Consider the following 22,171-nt stretch of genomic DNA (forward strand, 5'->3'; position numbering starts at 1 on the left):
TTCCCCCTTAGGCCTCTTCAGGAATTGGAACCAAAACTCCATCATGGATGTAAACTGAGCGGGAGACCCAATTGAGATTTTCTTGGTTATGAGTCACCATTATAATGGTCAAGCCACTTTGGTTAAGGGTCTGAAATAGTTCCAACAGTTCCCTTGCAGTTTTAGAGTCTAGACTGCCCGTGGGCTCATCGGCAAAGATAATAGCGGGCTCGTTAACGATCGCTCGAGCAATGGCTACTCGATTTTGCTCGCCGCCAGATAACTGATTGGGCAATCGGAAAGCTTTGGTACCTAGACCCACTTTTTCGAGCACAGTTTGAGCCATAACTCGTTGTTCTTTACCAGGGAGGGAAGTTATTGCCAGAGGGAGCATGACGTTTTCCAGGGCTGTAAGATAGGGGATTAATTGATATTGTTGAAAAACAAAGCCAACGTACTCATGGCGGAAATCGGCTAACCGTTCAGAATCTAAGGCATAAACATCAATATCATCGGTGATTAGTTTACCAGAGGTAGGCGGATTTAACCCACCCAGAACGCTAAGTAAGGTGCTTTTTCCAGAACCGGAAGGACCCATTAAGGCTAGGAATTCCCCTTCAGATATTTCTAGACTAACATTTTTCAAGGCTTCGACAACCCCGTCCCCACCTTTGTAAGTTTTGGTGACCGCACAGACTCTTATTAAAGACATAGAGTAATTCCTCCTAAAATCGCAAGAACTATAAGGACGTTGAATTTGGTTAGAATGAACGCACCCGTAAGAACGAGTGCGTTTTAATTAACTGTTTAAATGACCCAGGCTTTTGAGAATTAAACTCTAGGAGCCCAGGCATCGAGCACAGATTGAGGAATTTCCAGATTGTCCCCGTTTAGAGAGTAGGTCAGAGCCTCCGGCGGATAGGTTTGACAACCGCCACTTATTCCTTTGAGTGTTTGAAGATCCCAGACGGTTCCGCAGACGTTGCAAACTAATTTATTACCGGTAATATGAAAAGTCTCGCCCTTGCATGGCTCGCAAAAGCTCACTGCCACCATGACTTTACCATCAGGTTGTATAAAGGCTGTTAAGGGAATTCTTTTGCCGTTTGCTTTATATTCTGTCCAAATAAATTTCTTCTCTTTCACACTACTTAGAGTTGTAACAATTGCCTTCCCATTTTCAACCTTGCTCTCGACAATTGTTTGCTCTAGTTTATCGTTAGGGCTATAATCCACTTTTTGTCCAGCATTGGCAGGCGTATTGACCGAGGTGCTAGGATTATTAGTATTACCAAATGCCAAATAGGAAGCAATAACAAGGATGACCGCTACAATGCCTACAGTGCTGAAGAGCACTGCTTTATTACTTTTCTTTGCTTGAGTAAATTTTTGATTTTTATCTGATAAGTTATTTTTCAAATGTATATCCCCCTATTTTATATAATCAAAGAGCAACAAGCCAATTATAGGGCTGTTAATCAGGTTTTTATACAGGAATATTTTAGATATATCATATCATATAGGATTTATAGCTTGCTTACGTGCGTACCATTCGTTGCTGTTACATCCGCATACTCATTCTAACCATGAAGGTTAAGAAATTTAGTACACCGAAGATCGAGATGATGACTAGATACGGCATAGCGACGGATAGGGCTTTTTCTGTTCCGTAATTTTTTTTGGCAATTCTATAGGCCGCGTAAAGAGATCCGATAGTTCCGGCGATGACTAAGAAGTATTGCATTATTTGAATCGTCGGATCAGAAACGAAGTTAGTTGGTCCCTCAAGATGCACTCCGAATAGCCCCATGAAGGTGTAATAGATTGACTTTCCTTCGGCCAGAAGGTGGAATAAGTTGTGGGCCATGTGGGAAGCAAGGTCAAGTGGAATGACAGCATAACCAAAACGTGCAAAGCCAGTACGTATAGTTTCACCGGTATAGCGCTTGGAAACTGCAGTCGCTGCGAAAAGTAATAATACCGGAGTAGTCATCGCGATGATAAAGATAATAGTAAAGGCGATATCCTGATTACCGATACCCAATGTCAGTTCGGCCCACTTAAGGTAGGACTGGTAAAAGTCCAACATGGTGATATTTTGGACAAAGACAATCCCGACGATAACAATCGCTAGGAAAGACTCTTCGAAATTCGCCCTGGTCATAGACCAAAACTCGCTGGTTGGTTTGCGAGGGGTTAGTCGAATAGAATCGTGGGGGCAGCTTTTGATGCAGTTCCCACAAAGATTACAGTTAGCGTTGTTTTCCATAGCCATCGGAAATTCAAACATCGGACAGCCGGCTGCTTTTGTATTGCCCTTGTAACAATCTCTTGTAGTACAAGTTTTGCAGATGTCTTTGTCGGCACGAAGCTCAAGCATACCGGCTCGAGAATAGTTACCGGACAAACTACCGAGGAAACATAAATAACGGCACCAGGTACGACGTTCAAAGAGCATTGCGGTGACCATGACACCACCTAGGATGAGTAACAAGAGTGTGCCTGATCCCCGAGGCGATTCCACTATCCCCCAGACGTGGTCAGACCAGGTTATGAAAATAAAGGTGATATCAATAATCCATAGTCCGTATTTTCTCAGGAAGTTCGGGACTTTTCGGTTGGCACCGAAAATCTTCTGTGTCAAATCGCTCACCCAGGCAAAGGGGCAAACAGCACACCAGAACCTTCCGAATAGAAAGAAGAAGAGGGGTAAGAGTGGCCACCAAAGGACCCAAGTAGCTGCAGTCCCGAAGTTATCGTGGGCGCTTGTGGGTCCTGCTAAAGTTTGTACCATGATAACCGCGAAAACAAGCACGGCTGCCCATTGGAAAATTCGCGGATAAAGGGAACTTTGCAAAAACCACTTGAGGGGTTTAAACTTAAGAAAGTTCCTATCTTGTGGAGATTTAGGTTTTAATGGTTGGCTCATTATTAAACCTCCTTAGAAGACTTGCGTTTTAGGATTTGGGCCAAAATACCAGCCAGTAATACAAATCCGCCAACACTTCCGATGAGGATCCAGTTCGGTCCAGACTTGAAAACGTTAAGGGGCAGAGTAACTGTGGCTTCTCCAAGAGTCGGGGAACTAATATGAATGTCTTGGGTCCATTCTCCTTGTTTTGTTGGGGTAAGGGTGACTGAGTACATTCCCGATTCCATGTTGTCAAGCCTCGCCTGTCCATTAAGTGTAGCGGATGAGTCCGTACTCATTCCGGACATATTACTGTGTGAACCACTGTCCATTAGCATCATATCGACAATTACAGATGCATCGAGGACAGGCTGTCCAGTAGCCTCATTTTTTACAGTAATCATGATGTTAACTGGTTTATTAGGCTCAGGTTTCTCAGGTGCAGACTGCACACTCACTTGGAACTTGCCTTCCTTGGCAAGGATCACTTCCGATTCGTGTGCAGCTTCAGTAGAAGAATGGTCAGACATTTCCTGGGTTGACATGTCTGACATGTCAGGCGCGGTCACGGTGTTAGATGAGGCCGGTTTAGTATCGGCCATTGTAGGAAGGGCAAATAGCAAAACAGTGACAAGAGTTAAGAATATCAGAGATGACAATTTCTTTTTCATGAAGCACACTCCCAAAGTTTATTATGTTTTAGGATATATGCAAAAGCTGTACCAAGTTTGAGGTTAAAGGTTTCAAAAGCGACGTATTGTGAGGATATCTCCAGCGAAGCAGGGCATCGAACCGTTTACATACAGAGCCATGAAAGGTATATCGAAGAAAAGTCTAATTTCGAAAGAAGTTTAAACTAAATAGATTTTTTAAATTAATAGGGTTAATTTTGATCAGAAAACAGAAATCATGATGTAATAGATTAGTAACTCAGTGTTTGGGTCAAAAAACTGTGGGATTTCCCACACTAAGGTGCAGGATATCCCACAGTCGAGGAGGATGAACATGCGGAAGATTTTGATCGCAGATGACGAAGCAAATATGCGCTGGGTTTTAGAACGGGCATTAAGTAAAGCCGGCTATGACGTGGAAACAGTAGAAGATGGGCAACTGGCCTTAGATCGAGCTTTAGCTGAACGGCCAGATCTTGTCCTTGTAGATTTAAAAATGCCGAAGAGAGACGGTTTAAGCGTCCTGCGCAAATTGAAAGAGCATTATCCAGACCTATTAATTGTTATGATGACTGCTCATGGAAGTACTGCCACTGTCGTTGAGGCTATGAAGGCTGGAGCACATGATTATTTAATGAAACCCTTCGATATTGACGAACTGCTTATCACAGTGGCTAAAGCCTTTGAAGTAGAAAGCTTACGTGAACAGGTGGATTATTTAAAGGGAGAGGTCCAACGTGTTGGGTGGAAACTGGTAGGGAATAGTGACACGATGAAAGCGGTTAAACACTTGGTTGAACGAGTTTCGCTAACGCCTGCCACTGTGCTTATTCAAGGGGAATCGGGGACGGGAAAGGAGTTGGTAGCCCACGCTATTCATACTTTAAGTCCGCGCGTTAATGGACCGTTTATTCGAGTGAATTGCGCTGCCTTGACGGAGACCTTGCTGGAAAGTGAACTGTTCGGACATGAAAAAGGGGCGTTCACCGGAGCTCAAGCTCGCAAGGCGGGCCGTTTTGAATTAGCTGATGGGGGCACACTCTTTCTTGATGAGATCGGGGAATTGTCTTTTAACGTTCAAGCTAAGTTGTTAAGGGTCCTTCAAGAGCGGACGTTTGAGCGGGTCGGTGGAGTAAAAACCATCAAGGTAGACGTAAGGATTATTGCAGCAACGAACCGAGATTTGCTTAAAGAGGCTCAGGAAGGGCGTTTTCGGGAGGATCTTTACTATCGAATCAGTGTCTTTCCTATTTCCGTTCCTCCCTTACGAGAACATCGGGAGGATATTCCTTTCCTAGTCGAACATTTTCTGGAAAAACTTAAGACCTATGGTCGAAGCAAGGCTCTTGGTCCTGGAGTGCTTACTCAACTAGAGGCCTATAGCTGGCCGGGAAATGTTCGTGAATTGGAAAATGTTATGGAACGTATGCTCATTATTTCCCAAGGGGCAGTGATCGGTGTAGATGCATTACCCGTTTTTGACTCTCCCTTAATAGAAGGAAAGAGCCCTGGAGTCTTTATGCTACCACTAGAGGGGGTTTCCCTTGAAGAAATTGAGAAATCTTTTCTCCAACAAGCCATGGAACAAACGGGAGGGAACCAGAGTCAGGCTGCAAAACGTTTAGGTCTTTCTCGGCATGCCTTCTTATACCGTCTAGAAAAATATGGAATAGATCCTCACTGGGGTATTTAGCAAGGAGGAGCGCTCTTGAATCACGTACCCTCTGATCAAAATCATGCCCGGACTATTTTTGACCTTATCGCAATCGCGCTTGTAGTGTCGATTTTGACGGCCATTCATTACACGAATTACCATTATGAAATGAATTATCACATTCTACTCCAATTCGCGTACTATCTCCCAGTTATTTATGCGGCCATGCGCTTTGGTCCTGCTGGGGGAATCCTATCGGGCTTGCTCATTACGCTCCTCATCTTACCGTTTATAACACATTTTCATGCAATGAACCCCTCCGCCGTCTACACGCAATGGGTGGAAATCGGCCTGATAAACGTAATAGGCTGGTTAACAGGATTCTTGACTGAACAGGAGCGGAAGGCGTCACGCAAATATCGCCTCGCCCTGACGGTTCAAAAAGAGTTGGTGGAGAAATTGAAGCAAGAGAGCCAGGAACGTCAGCGCTTAGAGGGTGAGATTCGGCAAACAGAGCGCTTAACGGCTCTGGGGCATATGAGCGCTGGGTTGGCTCATGAAATACGCAATCCGCTGGGGATTATGAAGGTAAGTATCCAACTATTGGCCCAGGAGAAAGTTGACGATGGAGTAGTTTCAGAATATTGCCGGGTGCTTCAGGAAGAGTGTGAAAGGTTGAATCGCTTAGTGAACGAGTTTCTGTCCTTTGCGCGGCCCAAAGAACCAGTCCGAAGAAGGATTACCTTAGAAACAATTTTGGACGAAGGAGTTACCTTGATTCAGCCCGCCCTGCGACAACACCATATCGAGTTAAAGCAAGTGCGAAACCAACTTGACGAGAAAGAGGTTGAGGTAGACCCAGATCAGATGAAACAAGTCATACTCAATATTTTAATTAATGCCATCGATGCACAGGGAGAAGGTGGTGTGATCCAGCTTGAGAGAGTCTCGCAAGCTGGCTTTGTAGGCTTCTCCGTCAGTGACGAGGGATCCGGTATTTCACCAGACGACTTGCCTTATATTTATGACCCGTTTTTTACGACGAAAGAGACAGGGACCGGATTAGGGCTGTCTGTTGTACACCGCATTCTTGATCAGCACGGAGGAAAGATCGTGACCACAAATCGGGGAGAACGTGGGGTTCGGGTGGAGATACAATTGCCCTGCGTTAAGACTAAAACATTTTCCTCTTCGCTAAAAAAATAATTCCACCAAAACAAAGGACAATAGACATGCCGACGATAATCGCAAAACCATCTTCAGATGTTTGTAGAGGGATTTTTACGTTCATTCCAAAAAAACTGGCTAACATAGTAGGTAGGGCTAAAATTATCGTTATGGATGCCAAAAACTTCATGACTATGTTTAAGTTATTCGAAATAATAGAAGAAAAAGAGGTCATCATACTATTCGAAATGTTGCTATAGGTTTCTGCCATCTCTAATGCTTGCTTATTTTCAATAATGACATCTTCTAACAAATCCTGGTCCTCTTCATAAATTTCTAGGACCTTCGTCCTTAACATCTTGTCCATGACCTGTTCATTGGATTTCAAGGAAGTAGTAAAATACACAAGACTTTTTTGTAGGTTCAGCAACTTAATTAAGTCCTTATTCTTCATCGATCTAATAAGAGCCGACTCAATTTCGTTGGTCTTTCTTTCAATTTCTCTAAGTAAGGTTAAATAAAACGATGCACTTTTATAGAGGATTTGGAATAAAAACCTTGTCTTTTTATGGGTTTTCAGAGCACGAACTTTCCCATTGATGAAATCGTTAAGGACATCGACCTCTTGCAAGCACACTGTCACAAAGTGATCTTCAGTCAATATGATTCCCAGAGGAATCGTTTCGTAGATGACTGTTGCATTTTGAATGATCGGCACATTAATAATGACTAAGATTTGGTTCATCTCTGATTCAATCCGGGGTCGCTCATCATCGTCTAAAACGTCATTTATGAAATCACATTCAATTCCAGTTGCCTTTGTTACTAGTGCAATTTCTTCCTCAGAGGGATGTACCATATTTATCCAGGTGCCCTTTTCTTTGGGGTTATCTGTTTTAACGATGATATCATTAATGGTATTATACACTGCTATCATTTTTTGCCCTCCACCTATGGATCTTTCGGACCAGTCTTGGCTAATCTATGGTCGTTTTGGTTATGCCTCAAAGCAAGCATAACCCTTTGAAATAAGCTTAATAGTATTTATTATGTACTATGCTTATAGGTTACCATTAACTAGGTCCCTTTACAATTATTTTCATAACTTCTCAGAATTACGGAAATTAGTTGGTTGGGCAGATTATTAGCGCTAACTGTGCTTTGGTAATAGTTTCTTCACTACTTAATTAATCTTGAAAAGAGGTTTTTGGACTTAATTCGCGAATTAATATTTATTCAGAATAATCCTTGCACAAATACTAATTTTTCGAGATATATCTAAGTTTTTAAATTCGACGAAAGAAGTGAATGTATGCGATCGCTTAAAAATCAAATTCTTATAATGCTGTTAGGTTCGCTCGTATTACTGGCGGTTAGCTTCCTCGGGGTCCTTGGCTGGTATATGAAAGATCGCGTCGTGGCGGCTGCTAACATAAAAGCGCAGACGGATTTGGCAACCTGTGCAGAAATTATTGATAAGACATATCCTGGTTCTTGGTCAGTCCAAGAAGGGAATCTATATAAAGGATCCAATAAAATTAGTCTCAATAATGACTTAGTTGATCATTTATCCCAACTTACTGGGGATACTGTGACCGTATTCCTTGGAGAGAAGCGAGTAGCTACCACGGCACGTGGTTCAAATGGCGAACGCGCAATAGGTACTATGGTGTCTGCAAATGTAGCCCAGACAGTACTGAAAGATGGTCAGACTTATATAGGTGAAGCTGATGTAGTGGGGCAGTGGTACCATACTGGTTATGTTCCCTTACGGTCAGAAATGGGTGACATTATTGGGATCTTTTACGTTGGAATTTCCCATACATATGAACAGGAAATTATCACTCGATCTTTGATTACATTCGCTGCGATAGGCTTAGCCTTAACAATCTTGGTAGCACTGCTTGCTTGGTTTTTCATTCAGAGAGTTATCTTTTATCCCTTGCATAATATTACGTTAGGTACACGAGATATGGCAACCGGTCATCTGACAGAAAAGATCAAAGTGCACAGCGCCAAAGAAATTGGAGAGTTGGAGGATGCCTTTAACCAAATGGTAGAGCAGATCCAATCTCTAACAGGGAAGATTAACCAGACGACTGCTAGCAATCCTGAAAATACCTTAACTGAGCTCAATGATACTTTAGCTACTGGAGATCTGTCACTATCCACCCTTAGCATTGCAGAGAATATCGGAGTAGAAGGATTGCCGAAAGGCTTAAATCAAGCCACTTTCGGACAGATAGTTCAGTTCTTACAAGCAAACAAACGTCCCCTCTCTGCAGAGGAAGTCGCCGAAGGAGTTAAACTAACTAGGGTCACGGTACGACACTACCTTGAATTTCTAGAACAACGCGGGGTATTAAAATCTGAACAAAAGTACGGTACAGTTGGCCGACCAGTAAAGCTATTTATCCCATTGTAAAAAGCCCCCGAGGGGGCTTTTTTTTTTATTCATAATTCTAAGTACTTTTGCAAATTTACTAAACTTTCCTAACATTTTATAAATTATCAAAATACTTTTTAAATTTCCATAAACACGACAGGTCGCGTGAAGAAAGATACACTAAAGCAAGAAGATCTTAGCTTTATCCATCTGATATCGTGAGCTGCTGGTCGCTCGATAACAGTTTTAAGAAAGGAGCATATTTTAAGTTCTCAAAATTTTGTCTTGACTGCCACTACGATGTAGAACTGCTGCTTAAAAAGATATAGATCTCAATGGTACAATTAATTTTAAGTTCGAGGAGTGATAACTTTGAGTACAAATAATTATTCCACACCATCTGAAATCACTTATACTACTATACAGACAGGAATCAAAAAAGTAGGTATGAAATATTCAAATCAGTTCATATTGGGAATTTTGGCGGGAGCTTTTATTGCTTTTGCAGCTGAAGGTTCAAATATGGCAGCTTTTAATTTATTTGCAAAGCCAGAAACCTATGGTCTTGGTAAAGTTCTAGCAGGTGCAATATTTGGAACCGGTCTTATGCTAGTTGTATTGGCAGGAGGAGAATTGTTCACTGGAAACACCATGATTTTAGGCGGAGTTTTAGATGGGAAAATTAAACTCAATGATATGCTTAAAAATTGGTTTTTTGTTTATATGGGTAATTTTCTTGGGTCCTTATTGCTTGCCTATATGATGGTGCATTCTGGATTGTTTAACAGTGGTGCCAATGTCTTAGGTGGGGTAACCATCAAAATAGCATCCTATAAAGTGGGATTATCTTTTATGTCTGCTTTCTATTTAGGAATTATGTGTAATATGTTAGTTTGTCTAGCAGTTTGGATGGCCTATGGAGCTAAGGATATGGTCGGTAAGATATTTGCAATCTTCTTTCCAATATGGCTGTTTATCACATCAGGATTTGAGCATTGCATCGCAAATATGTATTATATTCCAGCTGGAATATTAGCAAAAGCAAATCCAAGTTGGGTAGCTGAATCTCATCTTACCCCTGCAGCACTTGCAACCTTAAACTGGGGGAACTTTATAATCAATAACTTGATTCCAGTAACCCTTGGAAACATCGTCGGAGGATCGATATTTGTGGTTGGTATCTATTGGTTCGTTTATATTAAAAATGATACCAAGGGAGAGTGTGTACCATACAATCAGGCTAGACAAAATGCCGCTAAGTAAAATCCTTTTTCGGAAAAATTATAAGTAATAGGTGACAAAAAGAGGTTGGAGCAAGTGCTTCAGCTTCTTTTTTGTTTATCAAATCATGAGGGTACCACTACTGTACATGGAACTGGTACCTTTTTCTCTGCTTCGGTGGGGTAGACTCCTTTCTCTTCGACGCAAAGTTATTTCTTTTGGCATAGGCTGCTCGACTATAGTCTCCTACCTCATTCGGTATTTTGTTAGGGATCACGGCTTCGGTGATAGTCTCGACCGGGGACTATAGCACCCGAGGCTTTTGTCAGTGGAGATGCGATGTTCAACTTTAGTCGAACGTGTTAACTATTAAGTGAATATGAGGATTGTTAAGGATAAGTGTTTGCTCAGTCTCAGTCTCAGTCAAGAGTTATGTTCTAATGAATAATTAAATTAATAATGTAAAAAAGGTTTTTCAATATATTTCGCGAATTCATATAATCAGAATTGTCCGCTGAAATTGAAAATAACCACTAAAGTCAACGAAAGAAGTGAATTTGTGCGCTCGCTAAAACATCGCATTCTCATAATGCTCCTAGGTTCGCTGGTGATATTGTCAGCGAGCTTTATCTTGGTCCTTGGTTATTATATGAAAGATCGTGCTGTGACCGCCGCTATGATCAAAGCTCAAGCAGATTTGGCAACTTGTGGAGAAATTATTGAAACGAAATACCCTGGCTCATGGTCAGAGCGAGAGGGGGAACTCTATAAAGGACCTCTTAAGATCAGTCTCAACAATGACCTAGTCGATCATCTGTCAACTTTGACGGGGGATACTGTTACTATATTTCTGGGGGAGACTCGAGTGGCTACCACGGTACGTGACTCAAACGGAGAACGAGCGATTGGTACCAAAGTTTCTGCTAATATAGCCCAGAAAGTACTGAAAGATGGTCAGACTTATGTAGGTGAGGCTAACGTAGTTGGTCAGTGGTCCCAAACGGGTTATATTCCATTACGGGCAGAAAACGGTAACATTATTGGAATTTTTTATGTAGGAATTTCCCATGCCTATGAACAGGAAATTATCACTCGATCTTTAATCACAATGACCGTACTAGGATTGCTCTTAACAATCATAGTAGCACTTCTCACCTGGTTTTTCCTTCAGAGAGTAATCGTCAATCCCTTGCATAATATCGTGGTAGGAACTCGAGAGGTAGCAACAGGACAACTTACCCAAAAGATTAAAGTTTCCAGTGCCAAAGAAATAGGTGAACTTGAGGATGCCTTTAACCAAATGGTGGAGCAAATTCAATCTTTGACAGGGAAAATTAACCTAGCGACCAATACTAATCTAGAGGATGTCCCAATTGAAAGTAATATTGAAACAGTAATAGAGAAAATTAATGGTAATGAGATAACCACTGAGTCAACCATTGACAATGATTTTGTATCCACACCTAAGCCGCTATGGAGACTGGATAGTCCTTGGTTCAATGGAGAAGAAGGGCTACCAAAGGGCTTAAGTAAAGCTACCCTTGGGCAGATAGTCAATTTTTTGCAAGTTACTCGCCGTCCTATTTCTGTAGAGGAAGTTGCGGAAGGAGTTAAGATGACTCGGGTCACTGTACGCCGCTACCTTGAATATCTAGAACAGCGTGGGATATTAAAATCTGAACTAAAATACGGTACGGTAGGCCGGCCGGTTAAGCTATTTATGCCATTCTAAGGCTCCCTTGGGGTCTTATTTTTATATCCATCAAGATCCTTGTGCAATATTTCTCAAATTAATGGGACAATTCAGTCTATTATCTTTATTCACTTAATACTTTTTTAAAGTTTTTAAACACGACAGCACGAATTTAGAAAGATAAACTAAACCCATAGAGACCTGACTACTCTACCTCGAACTGAGTAGCTTGTAGAGTAGGTTATATGTCCAATAAATAGTAAAAGGAGGTTGGAACGCAGCCTAAAAATTTCACTTAATTAAAGGAGGATTTCCATGTGTGACAGCGCTTCGCCGAATGAATTTGCTCAAAAGCTGGATGACTATATCGACAGTTTGCCTTACAAAAAAGAAAACCTGATTGGGATTTTGCATTATGCCCAAGAAATATATGGTTATCTGCCCGATAATGTACAGTGGCATATTGCACAGAAACTTGATATACCTTCCGCCACAGTCTATGGTGTTGTGAGTTTCTATTCGTTTTTCACAATGATCCCCAGGGGGGAACACGTTGTCAACGTATGCACGGGTACCGCCTGTTTTGTAAGAGGCGCAGAAAAATTAAAGAATGAACTTGAAAACCAACTAAAAATTAAAGCTGGAGAAACCACTCCGGATAATCTATTCACTTTAGAAACACTGCGCTGTGTTGGAGCCTGTGGCTTAGCCCCAGTCATGATCATTGATGGCAAAGTCCATGGACGCATGCACGAGGCCCAGGAAATTAACGAGGTCCTGGCAAAGTACCGCCCGGAAAGTTAAACCGGAAAAATCAACGCTTGCAAGTACATGGGTATGTAAGAAGCGTCACCGAAGGAAGGGAAAAGCCGTATGAAACTTAAAAATACCGATGAATTAAATGCCTTAAAGGCCCAAAGCCTCAAGCTCATTGAAACACGTCGCGTTGCTCAATCTATTAGCACCAAAAATGCTCAAGGCCTAGTTAGACACGTTATGGTCTGTGGAGGGCCTGGTTGCCATTCCTCAGGTAGTCCCCGAATCGCGGATCTTTTGGAAGAAGAACTGGACCGCTTGGGATTATCCGAACAAGTAAAAGTATTTCAACCCGGCTGTTTCGGTTTTTGTGAAAAGGGTCCGATGATCGAAATTCACCCCGATAACGCAACCTATTGTGAGGTTTCCGCTGAAGATGTAGCAACGATTGTCGAAGAACACTTTGTCCAGGGAAAGCAGGTAGAACGCCTCCTCTATATGGATCCGAACACTAAAGAACGTTTTGCAACCAACATCCCATTTTATGATGGTCAACTTCGCATTGCCTTACGTAACGTGGGCTATATTGCACCAGAGAATATATTGGAATACATTGCCGCTGATGGTTATCAAGCTTTAGCTAAAGTGCTTTTCCGCATGACGCCAATTGAGGTTATTGACGTCCTTAAAGAAAGTGGGTTGCGGGGACGTGGCGGAGCTGGCTTTCCAACAGGCATGAAATGGGAATTTACGCGTAAGAGCCAAGCGGATCAACGTTATATCATCTGTAATGCCGATGAAGGAGATCCAGGTGCCTTTATGGATCGCTCTGTCCTAGAAGGCGACCCACATAGCGTGTTAGAAGCGATGATTATCGCGGGTTCTGCCATTGGATCTTCCGAAGGATATATCTATGTCCGAGCAGAATATCCTGCAGCCATTCATCGTTTGAAAATTGCGATTGCGCAAGCTCGGGAATATGGGTTGCTTGGAAAAGGAATTTTAGGCAGTGATTTTTCCTTTGACATTGAACTTAAATATGGAGCAGGGGCCTTTGTCTGCGGTGAAGAGACGGCACTGATTCATTCCATCGAAGGGGCTAGAGGGGAACCTACTGTCAAACCTCCATTTCCTGCCCAAAAGGGGCTGTGGGGTAAACCAACGTGTGTCAACAATGTGGAAACATTGGCCAATATTCCCCCTATTATTTTAAAGGGAGCAGATTGGTTTTCCTCAATCGGCACGGAAAAAAGCAAAGGAACAAAAGTGTTTGCTTTAGCAGGGAAAGTCAACAATGTCGGGCTTGTGGAAGTCCCCATGGGGACAACTCTTCGGAAGATTATCTTTGAAATCGGTGGAGGAATTAAGCATCACAAAACGTTCAAAGCAGCCCAAACTGGAGGTCCCTCGGGCGGATGTATTCCAACCAAATTTTTAGACACCCCCATTGATTATGAGTCCTTAACCGCAATTGGGTCGATGATGGGCTCAGGGGGGCTCATTGTCTTAGATGAAGATGACTGCATGGTGAATATCGCAAAATTCTTCCAAGAATTTACCATGGACGAATCCTGTGGTCGTTGCACCGCCTGTCGTGTTGGGACTAAACGTCTCCATGAAATCCTGACTAAGATTACAGAAGGCAAAGGGACCTTAGAGGATTTGGATAATATGGAGAACCTGTGCCATATCATCAAGGATACCGCCCTTTGTGGGCTTGGGCAAAGTGCACCCAACCCGATCCTTTCTACCATAAAGTATTTCCGAGATGAATACATTGCCCATATCGTGGATAAAACCTGTCCAGCGGGCGTCTGTAAGAGCTTGCTGAAATATGAAATTACAGATAAATGTGTGGGATGTACCCTTTGCGTCAAGAAATGTCCTATGAATTGCATCACTGGCACACTCAAGAAAATCCACGTTATCGAGCAAGAACGTTGCCTAAAATGTGGGGCCTGCATGGAACAATGCCGTGTCGTCGGCGCCATTATCCACCATTAAGGTACCCCTGAAGGAGGACTCCATATGGATATACAGCTAACTATCAACGACATATCCCTCAAAGTACCGGAGGGAATGTCCATCTTAGACGCCGCCCGAACGATAAACATCGATATTCCAACCTTATGCTATCTAAAACTCAATGAAATGCATTATAATAATAACATCGCTTCCTGCCGAGTGTGTGTGGTCGAAGTTGAGGGGCGACGTAATTTAGCCTCCTCCTGTTCAACTCCAGTAGCCAGTGGTATGGTCGTTAAAACTGATTCCCTTCGTGCCATCCAGGCTAGACGAGCCATGGTCGAACTGTTACTTTCAGACCACCCTAAATCTTGTTTAACCTGCGCTAAAAATATGGACTGTGACCTTAGAACTCTCGCGGCAGAATTAGGCGTACGCCATATCTCCTATGAAGGTGCAGAATCTGAGTTTGAAATTGATCATTCGAGTTCTTCTATAGTCCGAGATCCTAACAAATGTATTCGCTGCCGACGCTGTGAAACAATGTGTAATGAGGTTCAGACGGTTGGCGTATACTCTGCGGTAGGGCGTGGTTTTGAAACAGTGATTAAAACGGCCTTTGATTTACCGCTTAGCAAAACTGCCTGCACGTTCTGTGGACAATGTATCGCGGTTTGTCCAACAGGCGCTTTGGTCGAGCTAGATCAAGTCGACAAAGTCTGGAAAGCCCTCAACGATCCCAACCAATTTGTCGTTGTTCAAACTGCACCAGCCGTACGCGTTGCTCTTGGAGAAGGATTTGGTTTAGAACCTGGGACGATTGTTACGGGGAAAATGGTGGCTGCTCTTCGACGACTTGGCTTTGACCGCGTCTTCGATACGGATTTTGCGGCTGACCTGACGATTATGGAGGAAGCAACAGAGCTTGTTCACCGCATACAACATGGCGGTCGTCTACCTCTACTCACGAGTTGCTGTCCAGCCTGGGTCAAATTCTTCGAGCATCAATTTCCAGATCTCTTAGACATTCCTTCAACCTGTAAATCCCCCCATGAAATGTTAGGGGTCCTAATCAAAAGCTATTATGCTAAAACGTTAGGCATTGATCCCAAAAACATTACCGTTGTCTCAGTAATGCCTTGCGTCGCCAAAAAATACGAAGCGGCCCGCCCTGAACTTGCGCAAGGTGCTGAAACTGCAGATGTGGACATCGTCATTACCACACGCGAACTTGCTCGCATGATCCGGGAGGCTAGCATTCATTTTGATCACCTTAAAGACCAAGAGTTTGATCACCCGTTAGGGGAATCAACCGGTGCTGCCGTGATTTTCGGAGCAACTGGAGGAGTCCTCGAAGCGGCCCTACGCACAGCCTACGAAGTACTAACCGGTGATACTCTGGAGAAGGTGGAATTTGAAGCTCTCCGGGGAATGGATGGGATCAAGGAAGCGGTCATCCCGATAGCCGGACGCGATTATCGGATTGCTGTCATCCATGGTCTGGGTAATGCCCGTAGTGTTCTGGAAAAAATTCAAGCTGGGGAAATTAATTATGATGTAATTGAGATTATGGCCTGTCCGGGTGGATGCATCGGGGGCGGTGGACAGCCTTATCACCATGGAAACATGGAGATTCTCGCAGCAAGAGCTGCTGCTATTTACAGAGAAGACCGTGCTAAGCCCTTGCGTAAGTCACACGAAAATTTGGCTATCAAAGGTCTGTATAAAGACTATTTGGGCGAACCGTATGGAAAAAAAGCACATCAATTGCTGCATACCACCTATACGGGACGTAAGAAAATCTAGTCAAAATTTCATACCAATAGGATATATCTGCTGTGCTGGAGCTTTCTGGCACAGTGGATCCACAAAACTGTTACCTGATTGTGAGGATTATTCTGAGCAAAAGGAGAAGGATTATATTACTGCGGCCTTCTTACTATTTGTAGGAGGCTTTTTTATTTGGAGGAAAATTACATGGAAATTAGAATAGGCGTTATTGGTATAGTCATTGAAGAATTTAAGAGTGCTAATAAGGTTAATGAGACTTTGCACGATTTAGCGAGCATCATTGTTGGAAGAATGGGAATACCTCGTCCGGAGAGAGGCATATCAATAATTTCTTTGATAGTGGAGGGAACCTCAGATGAAATTAGTGCGATGACAGGTAGATTAGGGAAAATCCAAGGAATCAATGTTAAATCAGCATTAACTAAAAAATTGGAGGACTAACAAATGAGAGAATTTTTAGCAAAGGAATTTATTATAGATGAAGAAATTAAGGCTTCCATGGAAGAAGGACTCAAAAGGGCTAAGAACAAAGACTATGTAAGGTCGATTCTTGAAAAGGCAAAGAGCTGCCAAGGATTGACGCATAAAGAAGCAGCAGTGCTGTTAAATGTTGAAGATACAAATGTTCTGGAGGAGATGTTTAGGACTGCAAAAGAGATCAAGGAAAGGATTTATGGCAAGAGGATCGTATTATTCGCACCACTTTATATTAGTAGTTATTGTATTAATGGCTGTTTATATTGCGGATATCAGGCTTGTAATGAGACTCAAAAGAGAAGCAAACTGACCATGGAACAATTAGAGGCGGAAGTGAAAATACTAGAATCGTTGGGCCACAAACGAATTGTAATAGAGGCTGGAGAAGATCCCGTTAATTGCTCTTTAGATTATGTGATTGAGTGCATCACGAAAATATATTCTTTGAAATTCGATAATGGAAGTATAAGGCGAATTAATATAAATGTTGCCGCTACGACTGTGGAGGACTATCGACGGTTAAAAGATGCTGATATAGGTACCTATACTCTTTTTCAAGAGACTTACAATCAGGAAGTTTATGAAAGAATGCATCCAACGGGTCCTAAACATAATTATAATTGGCATACTACGGCAATGGACCGGGCAATGGAAGCGGGAATTGGAGATGTGGGTATTGGCGTATTATATGGTTTATACGACCACAAATACGAGACAATAGCAATGCTTATGCATGCTGAACATCTCGAGGAAGCCTTCGGTGTCGGACCACATACAATTTCAGTTCCAAGGCTTAGAGCGGCTGAGGGAGTGGATCTTAAAGATCTTCCTTACCTTGTTGAGGATAGTGACTTCAAAAAAATTGTTGCTGTCTTGAGATTGGCTGTTCCTTATACCGGAATGATCCTATCCACAAGAGAAGAACCAAATTTTAGGGCAGAAGTTCTAGCTCTAGGAATTTCACAGTTCAGTGCGGGTTCCTGCGCTGGAGTCGGTGGATACTCAGAGGAACATGGAATTAATAAAACCGATGAAAAACCTCAATTCGAAGTGGCAGATCATCGTTCACCGATGGAAGTCATAAAGAGTTTATGTGAAACTGGATATGTACCAAGCTACTGTACTGCTTGCTATCGAGAAGGAAGAACGGGAGATCGGTTTATGGCCTTGGCTAAGGTAGGACAAATAGGTAATGTTTGTCAACCAAATGCGTTGCTTACCTTTAGAGAATTTCTTATAGATTATGCCGATGATGAGCTCAAAGAAATAGGTGAGAAAGTCATTGAAAAGGGTCTTCAGGATATCCCTAAAGAGGCAACTAGAAAAGCGGCCATTGAAAAACTTAAGAGAATCGAAGCTGGAGAGCGAGATTTAAGGTTCTAAAATTGTAGCATTTTCTGGAGAACTGTGATGTTGACAAGTAGGGCTGATAAAAATTCCATAGTTTACTCGTACAATTAAATTCGAACACGGTGGTGTACCACTCCCCCTTACAAGAAGTGGGAGTCTCACGATTGGATACAGTCTGAGTCAGGGGGGATAAAGTGGACTTTAGAATTGAAAAGGATTCGATCGGCGAAAGAAGAATTCCGGACACTTCCTATTATGGTATTAATACAAAAAGAGCTGAAGAAAACTTTGATTTAGGATCAAAAAGCGTCAATTTGAAGCTGATCTATGAAATTGCCTTGATTAAAAAAGCGGCAGCTCTGGTGAATAAAGACTTAAAGCAACTCTCAGAGGATAAAGCAAGGGCAATTATTCAAGCAAGTGAGGAAGTTATTGAAGGAAAATTTAATCAAGAGTTTGTCGTAAGCGCTTTTCAAGGGGGAGCAGGTACCTCAACAAATATGAACGTCAATGAAGTCATAGCTAACAGGGCTATAGAGATATTGGGAGGAACCAAAGGCGACTATGACATTGTACATCCTCTAAATGATGTCAACATGTCGCAATCGACCAATGATGTTTATCCGACAGCGCTGAGAATTGCCGCGATTCATATGCTCAGAAAGTTAAGCCTTTCCCTGGCGCAACTTCAGGAGGCGCTGCAGGGAAAGGAAAATGACTTTAGTGATGTGATTAAACTTGGCAGGACAGAGCTTATGGATGCCTTGCCGATGATGCTCGGACAGGAATTTGGTGCTTATGCCAAGGCCATAGAAAGAGATCGATGGAGAGTTTACAAAGTAGAAGAGCGCTTGAGGCAAATTAATTTGGGAGGGACTGCCATCGGCACGGGAATCAATGCCTCTCAAAAATATATCTTTATGATCACAGATACTATTCAGGAATTGACCGGATTAGGGTTAGCCAGGTCCGACTATCCCATGGATATAACCCAAAACAATGACGTATTTGTCGAAGTTTCAGGACTCTTAAAAGCTTGCAGCACGAACCTTTTGAAAATATCTAATGATTTAAGATTGCTATCTTCTGGACCTAAGGGAGGGTTCGGTGAAATAGAACTTCCTCAGATGCAGGCAGGTTCAACAATTATGCCGGCAAAGGTTAACCCCGTCATTCCTGAAATGATTGGCCAAGTTGCCATGAGAGTTATGGCTAATGACTATGCTATTACGATGGCGGCCTCTTCAGGTCAGCTTGAACTCAATGCCTTTATACCCCTCATTGCAGAAAGCTTGCTAGAATCTCTAGAGCTTCTGAATAATGGAGTTATAATATTTAGGGAGAAGTGCATTGAAGGAATTATCCCCAATAGAGATAAATGCCAAGAGAATCTTGAAAAGTCGGCGGTACTGGCTGCAGCTTTAGTTCATCATATTGGGTATGATAAAGCAGCTCTTATAGCAACGAAAGCGTTAAGAGAGGATAAGACAATAAGAGAAGTACTAATGGAAGAAAATATTTTTGAAGATTCTAGGATTGACGAGATTCTGAATCCGTTCGGAGTCACAAAACCAGGAATACCAGGAATTTCTGGAGGTCCAAGTATCCCTGGAGTGCTAGGAAATTGATTGTGTGGAGGAGTTTACATGAGCTTAAATGCAACGCCAAGAGGCGTGAGAATACATTTGGCGTTATTTGGCAAGAGAAATGCAGGCAAATCCAGCGTGATCAATGCCATCACAGGACAGGAAACAGCGATAGTTTCGGAAGTGAAAGGTACAACTACTGACCCGGTCTTTAAATCAATGGAGATATTGCCTATAGGACCGTGCGTGATCATTGATACAGCTGGCCTAGACGATGTAGGAGAATTAGGAGAGCTCAGGATTAAGAAGACCTTGGAGGTTCTAGATATCGCAGATGTGGCCTTGCTAATCGTCGATATCAAGGCTGGAATTAGTGACGATGATCAGGTTATTATTGATAAATTTAAGGAAAAGAAGAAACCACTTATCGTGGTTTTAAATAAGATGGATACTCTTGAAAACGAAAGTCAACTCGTTCAACAAAAGTTGAAGATCCAGACTTTGGTTCAAGCAGAATTAAACACTCCAGTGGTTGCGGTGTCAGCTCTGAAGATGCAGGGAATTAAAGAGTTAAAGAATGCCATCATCTCAGTAATTCCTGAGGATGAAGATAAGTTTAAAATTGTGGGAGATCTAATTAACCCGGGTGATTTTGTGGTGCTTGTTACTCCGATTGATAAAGCAGCTCCTAAGGGGAGGCTTATCCTTCCTCAACAGCAGACCATAAGAGATATACTAGAAAGTGATGCTATGGCGATCGTCACTAAGGAATATGAACTCAGAGAAACTTTAAGTAATTTGGCAAAAAAACCGAAGTTAGTCATAACCGATTCTCAAGTTTTTTTGAAGGTCGCTGCTGATACCCCTAAGGATATTTTAATGACGTCGTTTTCAATCTTGTTTGCCAGACAAAAGGGAGATTTAACAGAATTCATAAAAGGTGCTAAGGCGGTCGACAAGCTTAAGGACGGAGACAAGGTGTTGATAGCAGAAGGATGTACACATCACAAGCAATCGGATGATATAGGTAGTGTGAAGATACCCCGGTGGATACGTCAGAGAACTGGTAAGCAGCTAGAGTTTGAATTTTCTGCTGGAACTAGCTTTACGGAAGACGTTAAGAAATATGCCCTTATAGTTCACTGCGGAGCCTGTATGATGAACAGGACAGGGATGCTCAGCAGAGTAGAAACTGCAAAATTTCATAGCGTTCCCATTGTAAACTACGGTATTCTCATTGCCTATGTTCAGGGATTACTGCCGAGAGCACTGGAACCATTCCCCCTAGCTAAGATGATATTGGAAGAAGATGAGATGTTCATACTATGATAACTCGAATGGGGAGTGGTTTTGTGAGTGACATGCATAATTTATTAGAGAAAGTCTATCAAACGAACAGTCTCACAAAAGTTGAAATAATTTATCTCTTGGAAAATATTACTCCTGAGGACAGAGAGATCTTATATAGCCATGCCCTAAAGACAAAGCAAAAGTATTATGGAAATAAAGTGTTTCTGAGAGGACTTATCGAGTTTTCAAATATTTGTCGGCAGGATTGCTTGTACTGTGGAATCCGTGCTTCCAATGCTAAAGTGGAACGTTATCGGTTAACTCCAGGAGAAATCTTAGGTTGCTGTGATATAGGTTATGATTTAGGCTATCGGACGTTTGTCTTACAAAGTGGTGAAGATCTATGGTATACGGCTGAGATTCTCGGTGCTCTGATTCAAGAGATCAAAAAACGTTATCCAGAGGTAGCCATCACGCTATCGATCGGCGAACGAAGAGTGGAAACCTATCAAAGTCTCTTTGCCTCCGGGGCAGATCGTTTTCTGATGCGCCACGAAACGGCTTCGAAAGACCTGTATGAAAAGTTACACCCGACAATGCACTTTGAGGATCGTCAGGCCTGTTTGAGCACTTTAAAGGACATTGGCTACCAAGTGGGAGCGGGGTTTATGGTGGGGCTTCCTGGACAAACATTCGCTGATTTGGCAGAGGACTTAAGATATTTGAGTGAAATCAGTCCGGACATGATAGGAATCGGACCGTTTATTCCTCACAGTGAGACCCCGTTAGGGACAGAAAAGGGAGGAACGCTCGAAGATACGTTAGTGATGGTGGCATTGGCGCGGCTACTTATTCCAGGGAGTCTTATTCCTGCCACGACAGCACTTGGTACTCTGAATCCTCAGGGCAGAGAGCTTGCCTTGAAAGCGGGTGCCAATGTTCTTATGCCCATCATTACTCCAACTTCAGTAAGAAAACAATACGCACTTTACGAGAACAAGATTTGTGGGGATGATAAACCAGAAGATTGCCGATATTGCATAGAGCGAAGAATTCAGGCGGCGGGGTTTGAAATGGATCTGGGTAGAGGGGATAGTTGGCAGTTTAGCTCATGAGGAATCGATGAAAGACATCGCCAAAACATTTTAGTATGCTCTCCTAAGGTAGATAGATTTAATAATTACAATCTATTAACCTTAAAGGGGAGCATTTTCATGACTAAAAGAAGCAAATATACAGCAGAAGAATAGTTAATATCTCAATTAGGGAGTGAA

The 22,171-nt window shown here is 42.5% G+C and carries 18 protein-coding genes; 13 read left to right on the plus strand and 5 right to left on the minus strand.

What is annotated here, in order from left to right; all coding sequences use genetic code 11:
* Window positions 1-7 precede the first annotated feature (7 nt).
* From E4K67_RS09645 to E4K67_RS09660, 4 genes are all read right to left on the minus strand, one after another.
* On the minus strand, window positions 8-691 hold the full coding sequence (locus E4K67_RS09645) for an ABC transporter ATP-binding protein (RefSeq protein WP_135546198.1): 684 nt from the start codon (window positions 689-691) through the stop codon (window positions 8-10).
* A gap of 119 nt (window positions 692-810) precedes the next feature.
* Window positions 811-1,398 (minus strand): DUF2318 domain-containing protein, encoded by a 588-nt coding sequence (locus E4K67_RS09650; protein ID WP_135546199.1) that lies wholly within the window; start codon window positions 1,396-1,398, stop codon window positions 811-813.
* A 142-nt stretch (window positions 1,399-1,540) separates the two neighbouring features.
* Entirely contained in the window at window positions 1,541-2,908 is a 1,368-nt protein-coding gene (locus tag E4K67_RS09655; RefSeq protein ID WP_135546200.1) for a 4Fe-4S binding protein, read from the minus strand.
* Between the two features lie 2 nt (window positions 2,909-2,910).
* Entirely contained in the window at window positions 2,911-3,561 is a 651-nt protein-coding gene (locus E4K67_RS09660) for a hypothetical protein (protein ID WP_135546201.1), read from the minus strand.
* A 334-nt stretch (window positions 3,562-3,895) separates the two neighbouring features.
* Between E4K67_RS09660 and E4K67_RS09665 the strand changes: the two genes are divergently transcribed.
* Entirely contained in the window at window positions 3,896-5,254 is a 1,359-nt protein-coding gene (locus E4K67_RS09665) for a sigma-54-dependent transcriptional regulator (protein WP_135546202.1), read from the plus strand.
* 15 nt (window positions 5,255-5,269) lie between these two features.
* Window positions 5,270-6,421 carry an ATP-binding protein gene (locus tag E4K67_RS09670; RefSeq protein ID WP_135546203.1) on the plus strand — a complete coding sequence of 384 codons (1,152 nt, stop codon included), beginning with the start codon at window positions 5,270-5,272 and terminating at the stop codon, window positions 6,419-6,421.
* Here the strand turns inward: E4K67_RS09670 and E4K67_RS09675 are convergent.
* On the minus strand, window positions 6,390-7,319 hold the full coding sequence (locus E4K67_RS09675; RefSeq protein ID WP_135546204.1) for a magnesium transporter CorA family protein: 930 nt from the start codon (window positions 7,317-7,319) through the stop codon (window positions 6,390-6,392). The two genes, E4K67_RS09670 and E4K67_RS09675, sit on opposite strands and share 32 nt — an antisense overlap.
* 375 nt (window positions 7,320-7,694) lie before the next feature.
* Here E4K67_RS09675 and E4K67_RS09680 point away from each other — a divergent pair, with 375 nt between their 5' ends.
* From E4K67_RS09680 to hydE, 11 genes are all read left to right on the plus strand, one after another.
* Entirely contained in the window at window positions 7,695-8,807 is a 1,113-nt protein-coding gene (locus E4K67_RS09680; protein ID WP_135546205.1) for a cache domain-containing protein, read from the plus strand.
* Window positions 8,808-9,140: 333 nt separating this feature from the next.
* Entirely contained in the window at window positions 9,141-10,031 is an 891-nt protein-coding gene (locus tag E4K67_RS09685; RefSeq protein ID WP_135546206.1) for a formate/nitrite transporter family protein, read from the plus strand.
* A 517-nt stretch (window positions 10,032-10,548) separates the two neighbouring features.
* The gene (locus E4K67_RS09690; protein ID WP_135546207.1) at window positions 10,549-11,721 is read left to right on the plus strand and encodes a cache domain-containing protein; all 1,173 of its coding nucleotides are present in this window, start codon (window positions 10,549-10,551) and stop codon (window positions 11,719-11,721) included.
* A gap of 276 nt (window positions 11,722-11,997) precedes the next feature.
* A complete protein-coding gene (locus E4K67_RS09695; protein ID WP_135546208.1) occupies window positions 11,998-12,486 on the plus strand; it encodes an NADH-quinone oxidoreductase subunit NuoE family protein in 489 nt (162 codons plus the stop codon).
* A 69-nt stretch (window positions 12,487-12,555) separates the two neighbouring features.
* Window positions 12,556-14,442, plus strand: coding sequence for an NADH-quinone oxidoreductase subunit NuoF (locus tag E4K67_RS09700; RefSeq protein ID WP_135546209.1), 1,887 nt, complete (start codon window positions 12,556-12,558; stop codon window positions 14,440-14,442).
* A 24-nt stretch (window positions 14,443-14,466) separates the two neighbouring features.
* Complete coding sequence (locus tag E4K67_RS09705; protein ID WP_135546210.1) at window positions 14,467-16,209, plus strand: NADH-dependent [FeFe] hydrogenase, group A6; 1,743 nt, start codon at window positions 14,467-14,469, stop codon at window positions 16,207-16,209.
* Between the two features lie 171 nt (window positions 16,210-16,380).
* Entirely contained in the window at window positions 16,381-16,635 is a 255-nt protein-coding gene (locus tag E4K67_RS09710; RefSeq protein WP_135546899.1) for a TM1266 family iron-only hydrogenase system putative regulator, read from the plus strand.
* Window positions 16,636-16,638: 3 nt separating this feature from the next.
* Window positions 16,639-18,054: a [FeFe] hydrogenase H-cluster radical SAM maturase HydG gene (gene hydG / locus E4K67_RS09715; RefSeq protein ID WP_135546211.1), complete on the plus strand. Its 1,416-nt coding sequence runs from the start codon at window positions 16,639-16,641 to the stop codon at window positions 18,052-18,054.
* A gap of 161 nt (window positions 18,055-18,215) precedes the next feature.
* Window positions 18,216-19,649, plus strand: coding sequence for an aspartate ammonia-lyase (locus E4K67_RS09720; RefSeq protein ID WP_135546212.1), 1,434 nt, complete (start codon window positions 18,216-18,218; stop codon window positions 19,647-19,649).
* An 18-nt stretch (window positions 19,650-19,667) separates the two neighbouring features.
* Window positions 19,668-20,936, plus strand: coding sequence for a [FeFe] hydrogenase H-cluster maturation GTPase HydF (hydF, locus tag E4K67_RS09725; RefSeq protein ID WP_135546213.1), 1,269 nt, complete (start codon window positions 19,668-19,670; stop codon window positions 20,934-20,936).
* Between the two features lie 32 nt (window positions 20,937-20,968).
* Entirely contained in the window at window positions 20,969-22,012 is a 1,044-nt protein-coding gene (gene hydE / locus E4K67_RS09730) for a [FeFe] hydrogenase H-cluster radical SAM maturase HydE (protein WP_135546901.1), read from the plus strand.
* Window positions 22,013-22,171 lie beyond the last annotated feature (159 nt).

The sequence above is a fragment of the Desulfosporosinus fructosivorans genome (assembly GCF_004766045.1).
GTDB classification, from domain to species: Bacteria; Bacillota; Desulfitobacteriia; order Desulfitobacteriales; family Desulfitobacteriaceae; genus Desulfosporosinus; species Desulfosporosinus fructosivorans.

Coding starts and splice junctions, on each gene's coding strand:
- E4K67_RS09645 (WP_135546198.1), bottom strand. CDS start 691: ATGTCTTTAATAAGAGTCTGTGCGGTCACCAAAACTTACAAAGGTGGG.
- E4K67_RS09655 (WP_135546200.1), bottom strand. CDS start 2,908: ATGAGCCAACCATTAAAACCTAAATCTCCACAAGATAGGAACTTTCTT.
- E4K67_RS09660 (WP_135546201.1), bottom strand. CDS start 3,561: ATGAAAAAGAAATTGTCATCTCTGATATTCTTAACTCTTGTCACTGTT.
- E4K67_RS09665 (WP_135546202.1), top strand. CDS start 3,896: ATGCGGAAGATTTTGATCGCAGATGACGAAGCAAATATGCGCTGGGTT.
- E4K67_RS09675 (WP_135546204.1), bottom strand. CDS start 7,319: ATGATAGCAGTGTATAATACCATTAATGATATCATCGTTAAAACAGAT.
- E4K67_RS09680 (WP_135546205.1), top strand. CDS start 7,695: ATGCGATCGCTTAAAAATCAAATTCTTATAATGCTGTTAGGTTCGCTC.
- E4K67_RS09695 (WP_135546208.1), top strand. CDS start 11,998: ATGTGTGACAGCGCTTCGCCGAATGAATTTGCTCAAAAGCTGGATGAC.
- E4K67_RS09700 (WP_135546209.1), top strand. CDS start 12,556: ATGAAACTTAAAAATACCGATGAATTAAATGCCTTAAAGGCCCAAAGC.
- E4K67_RS09705 (WP_135546210.1), top strand. CDS start 14,467: ATGGATATACAGCTAACTATCAACGACATATCCCTCAAAGTACCGGAG.
- E4K67_RS09710 (WP_135546899.1), top strand. CDS start 16,381: ATGGAAATTAGAATAGGCGTTATTGGTATAGTCATTGAAGAATTTAAG.
- hydG (WP_135546211.1), top strand. CDS start 16,639: ATGAGAGAATTTTTAGCAAAGGAATTTATTATAGATGAAGAAATTAAG.
- hydF (WP_135546213.1), top strand. CDS start 19,668: ATGAGCTTAAATGCAACGCCAAGAGGCGTGAGAATACATTTGGCGTTA.
- hydE (WP_135546901.1), top strand. CDS start 20,969: ATGCATAATTTATTAGAGAAAGTCTATCAAACGAACAGTCTCACAAAA.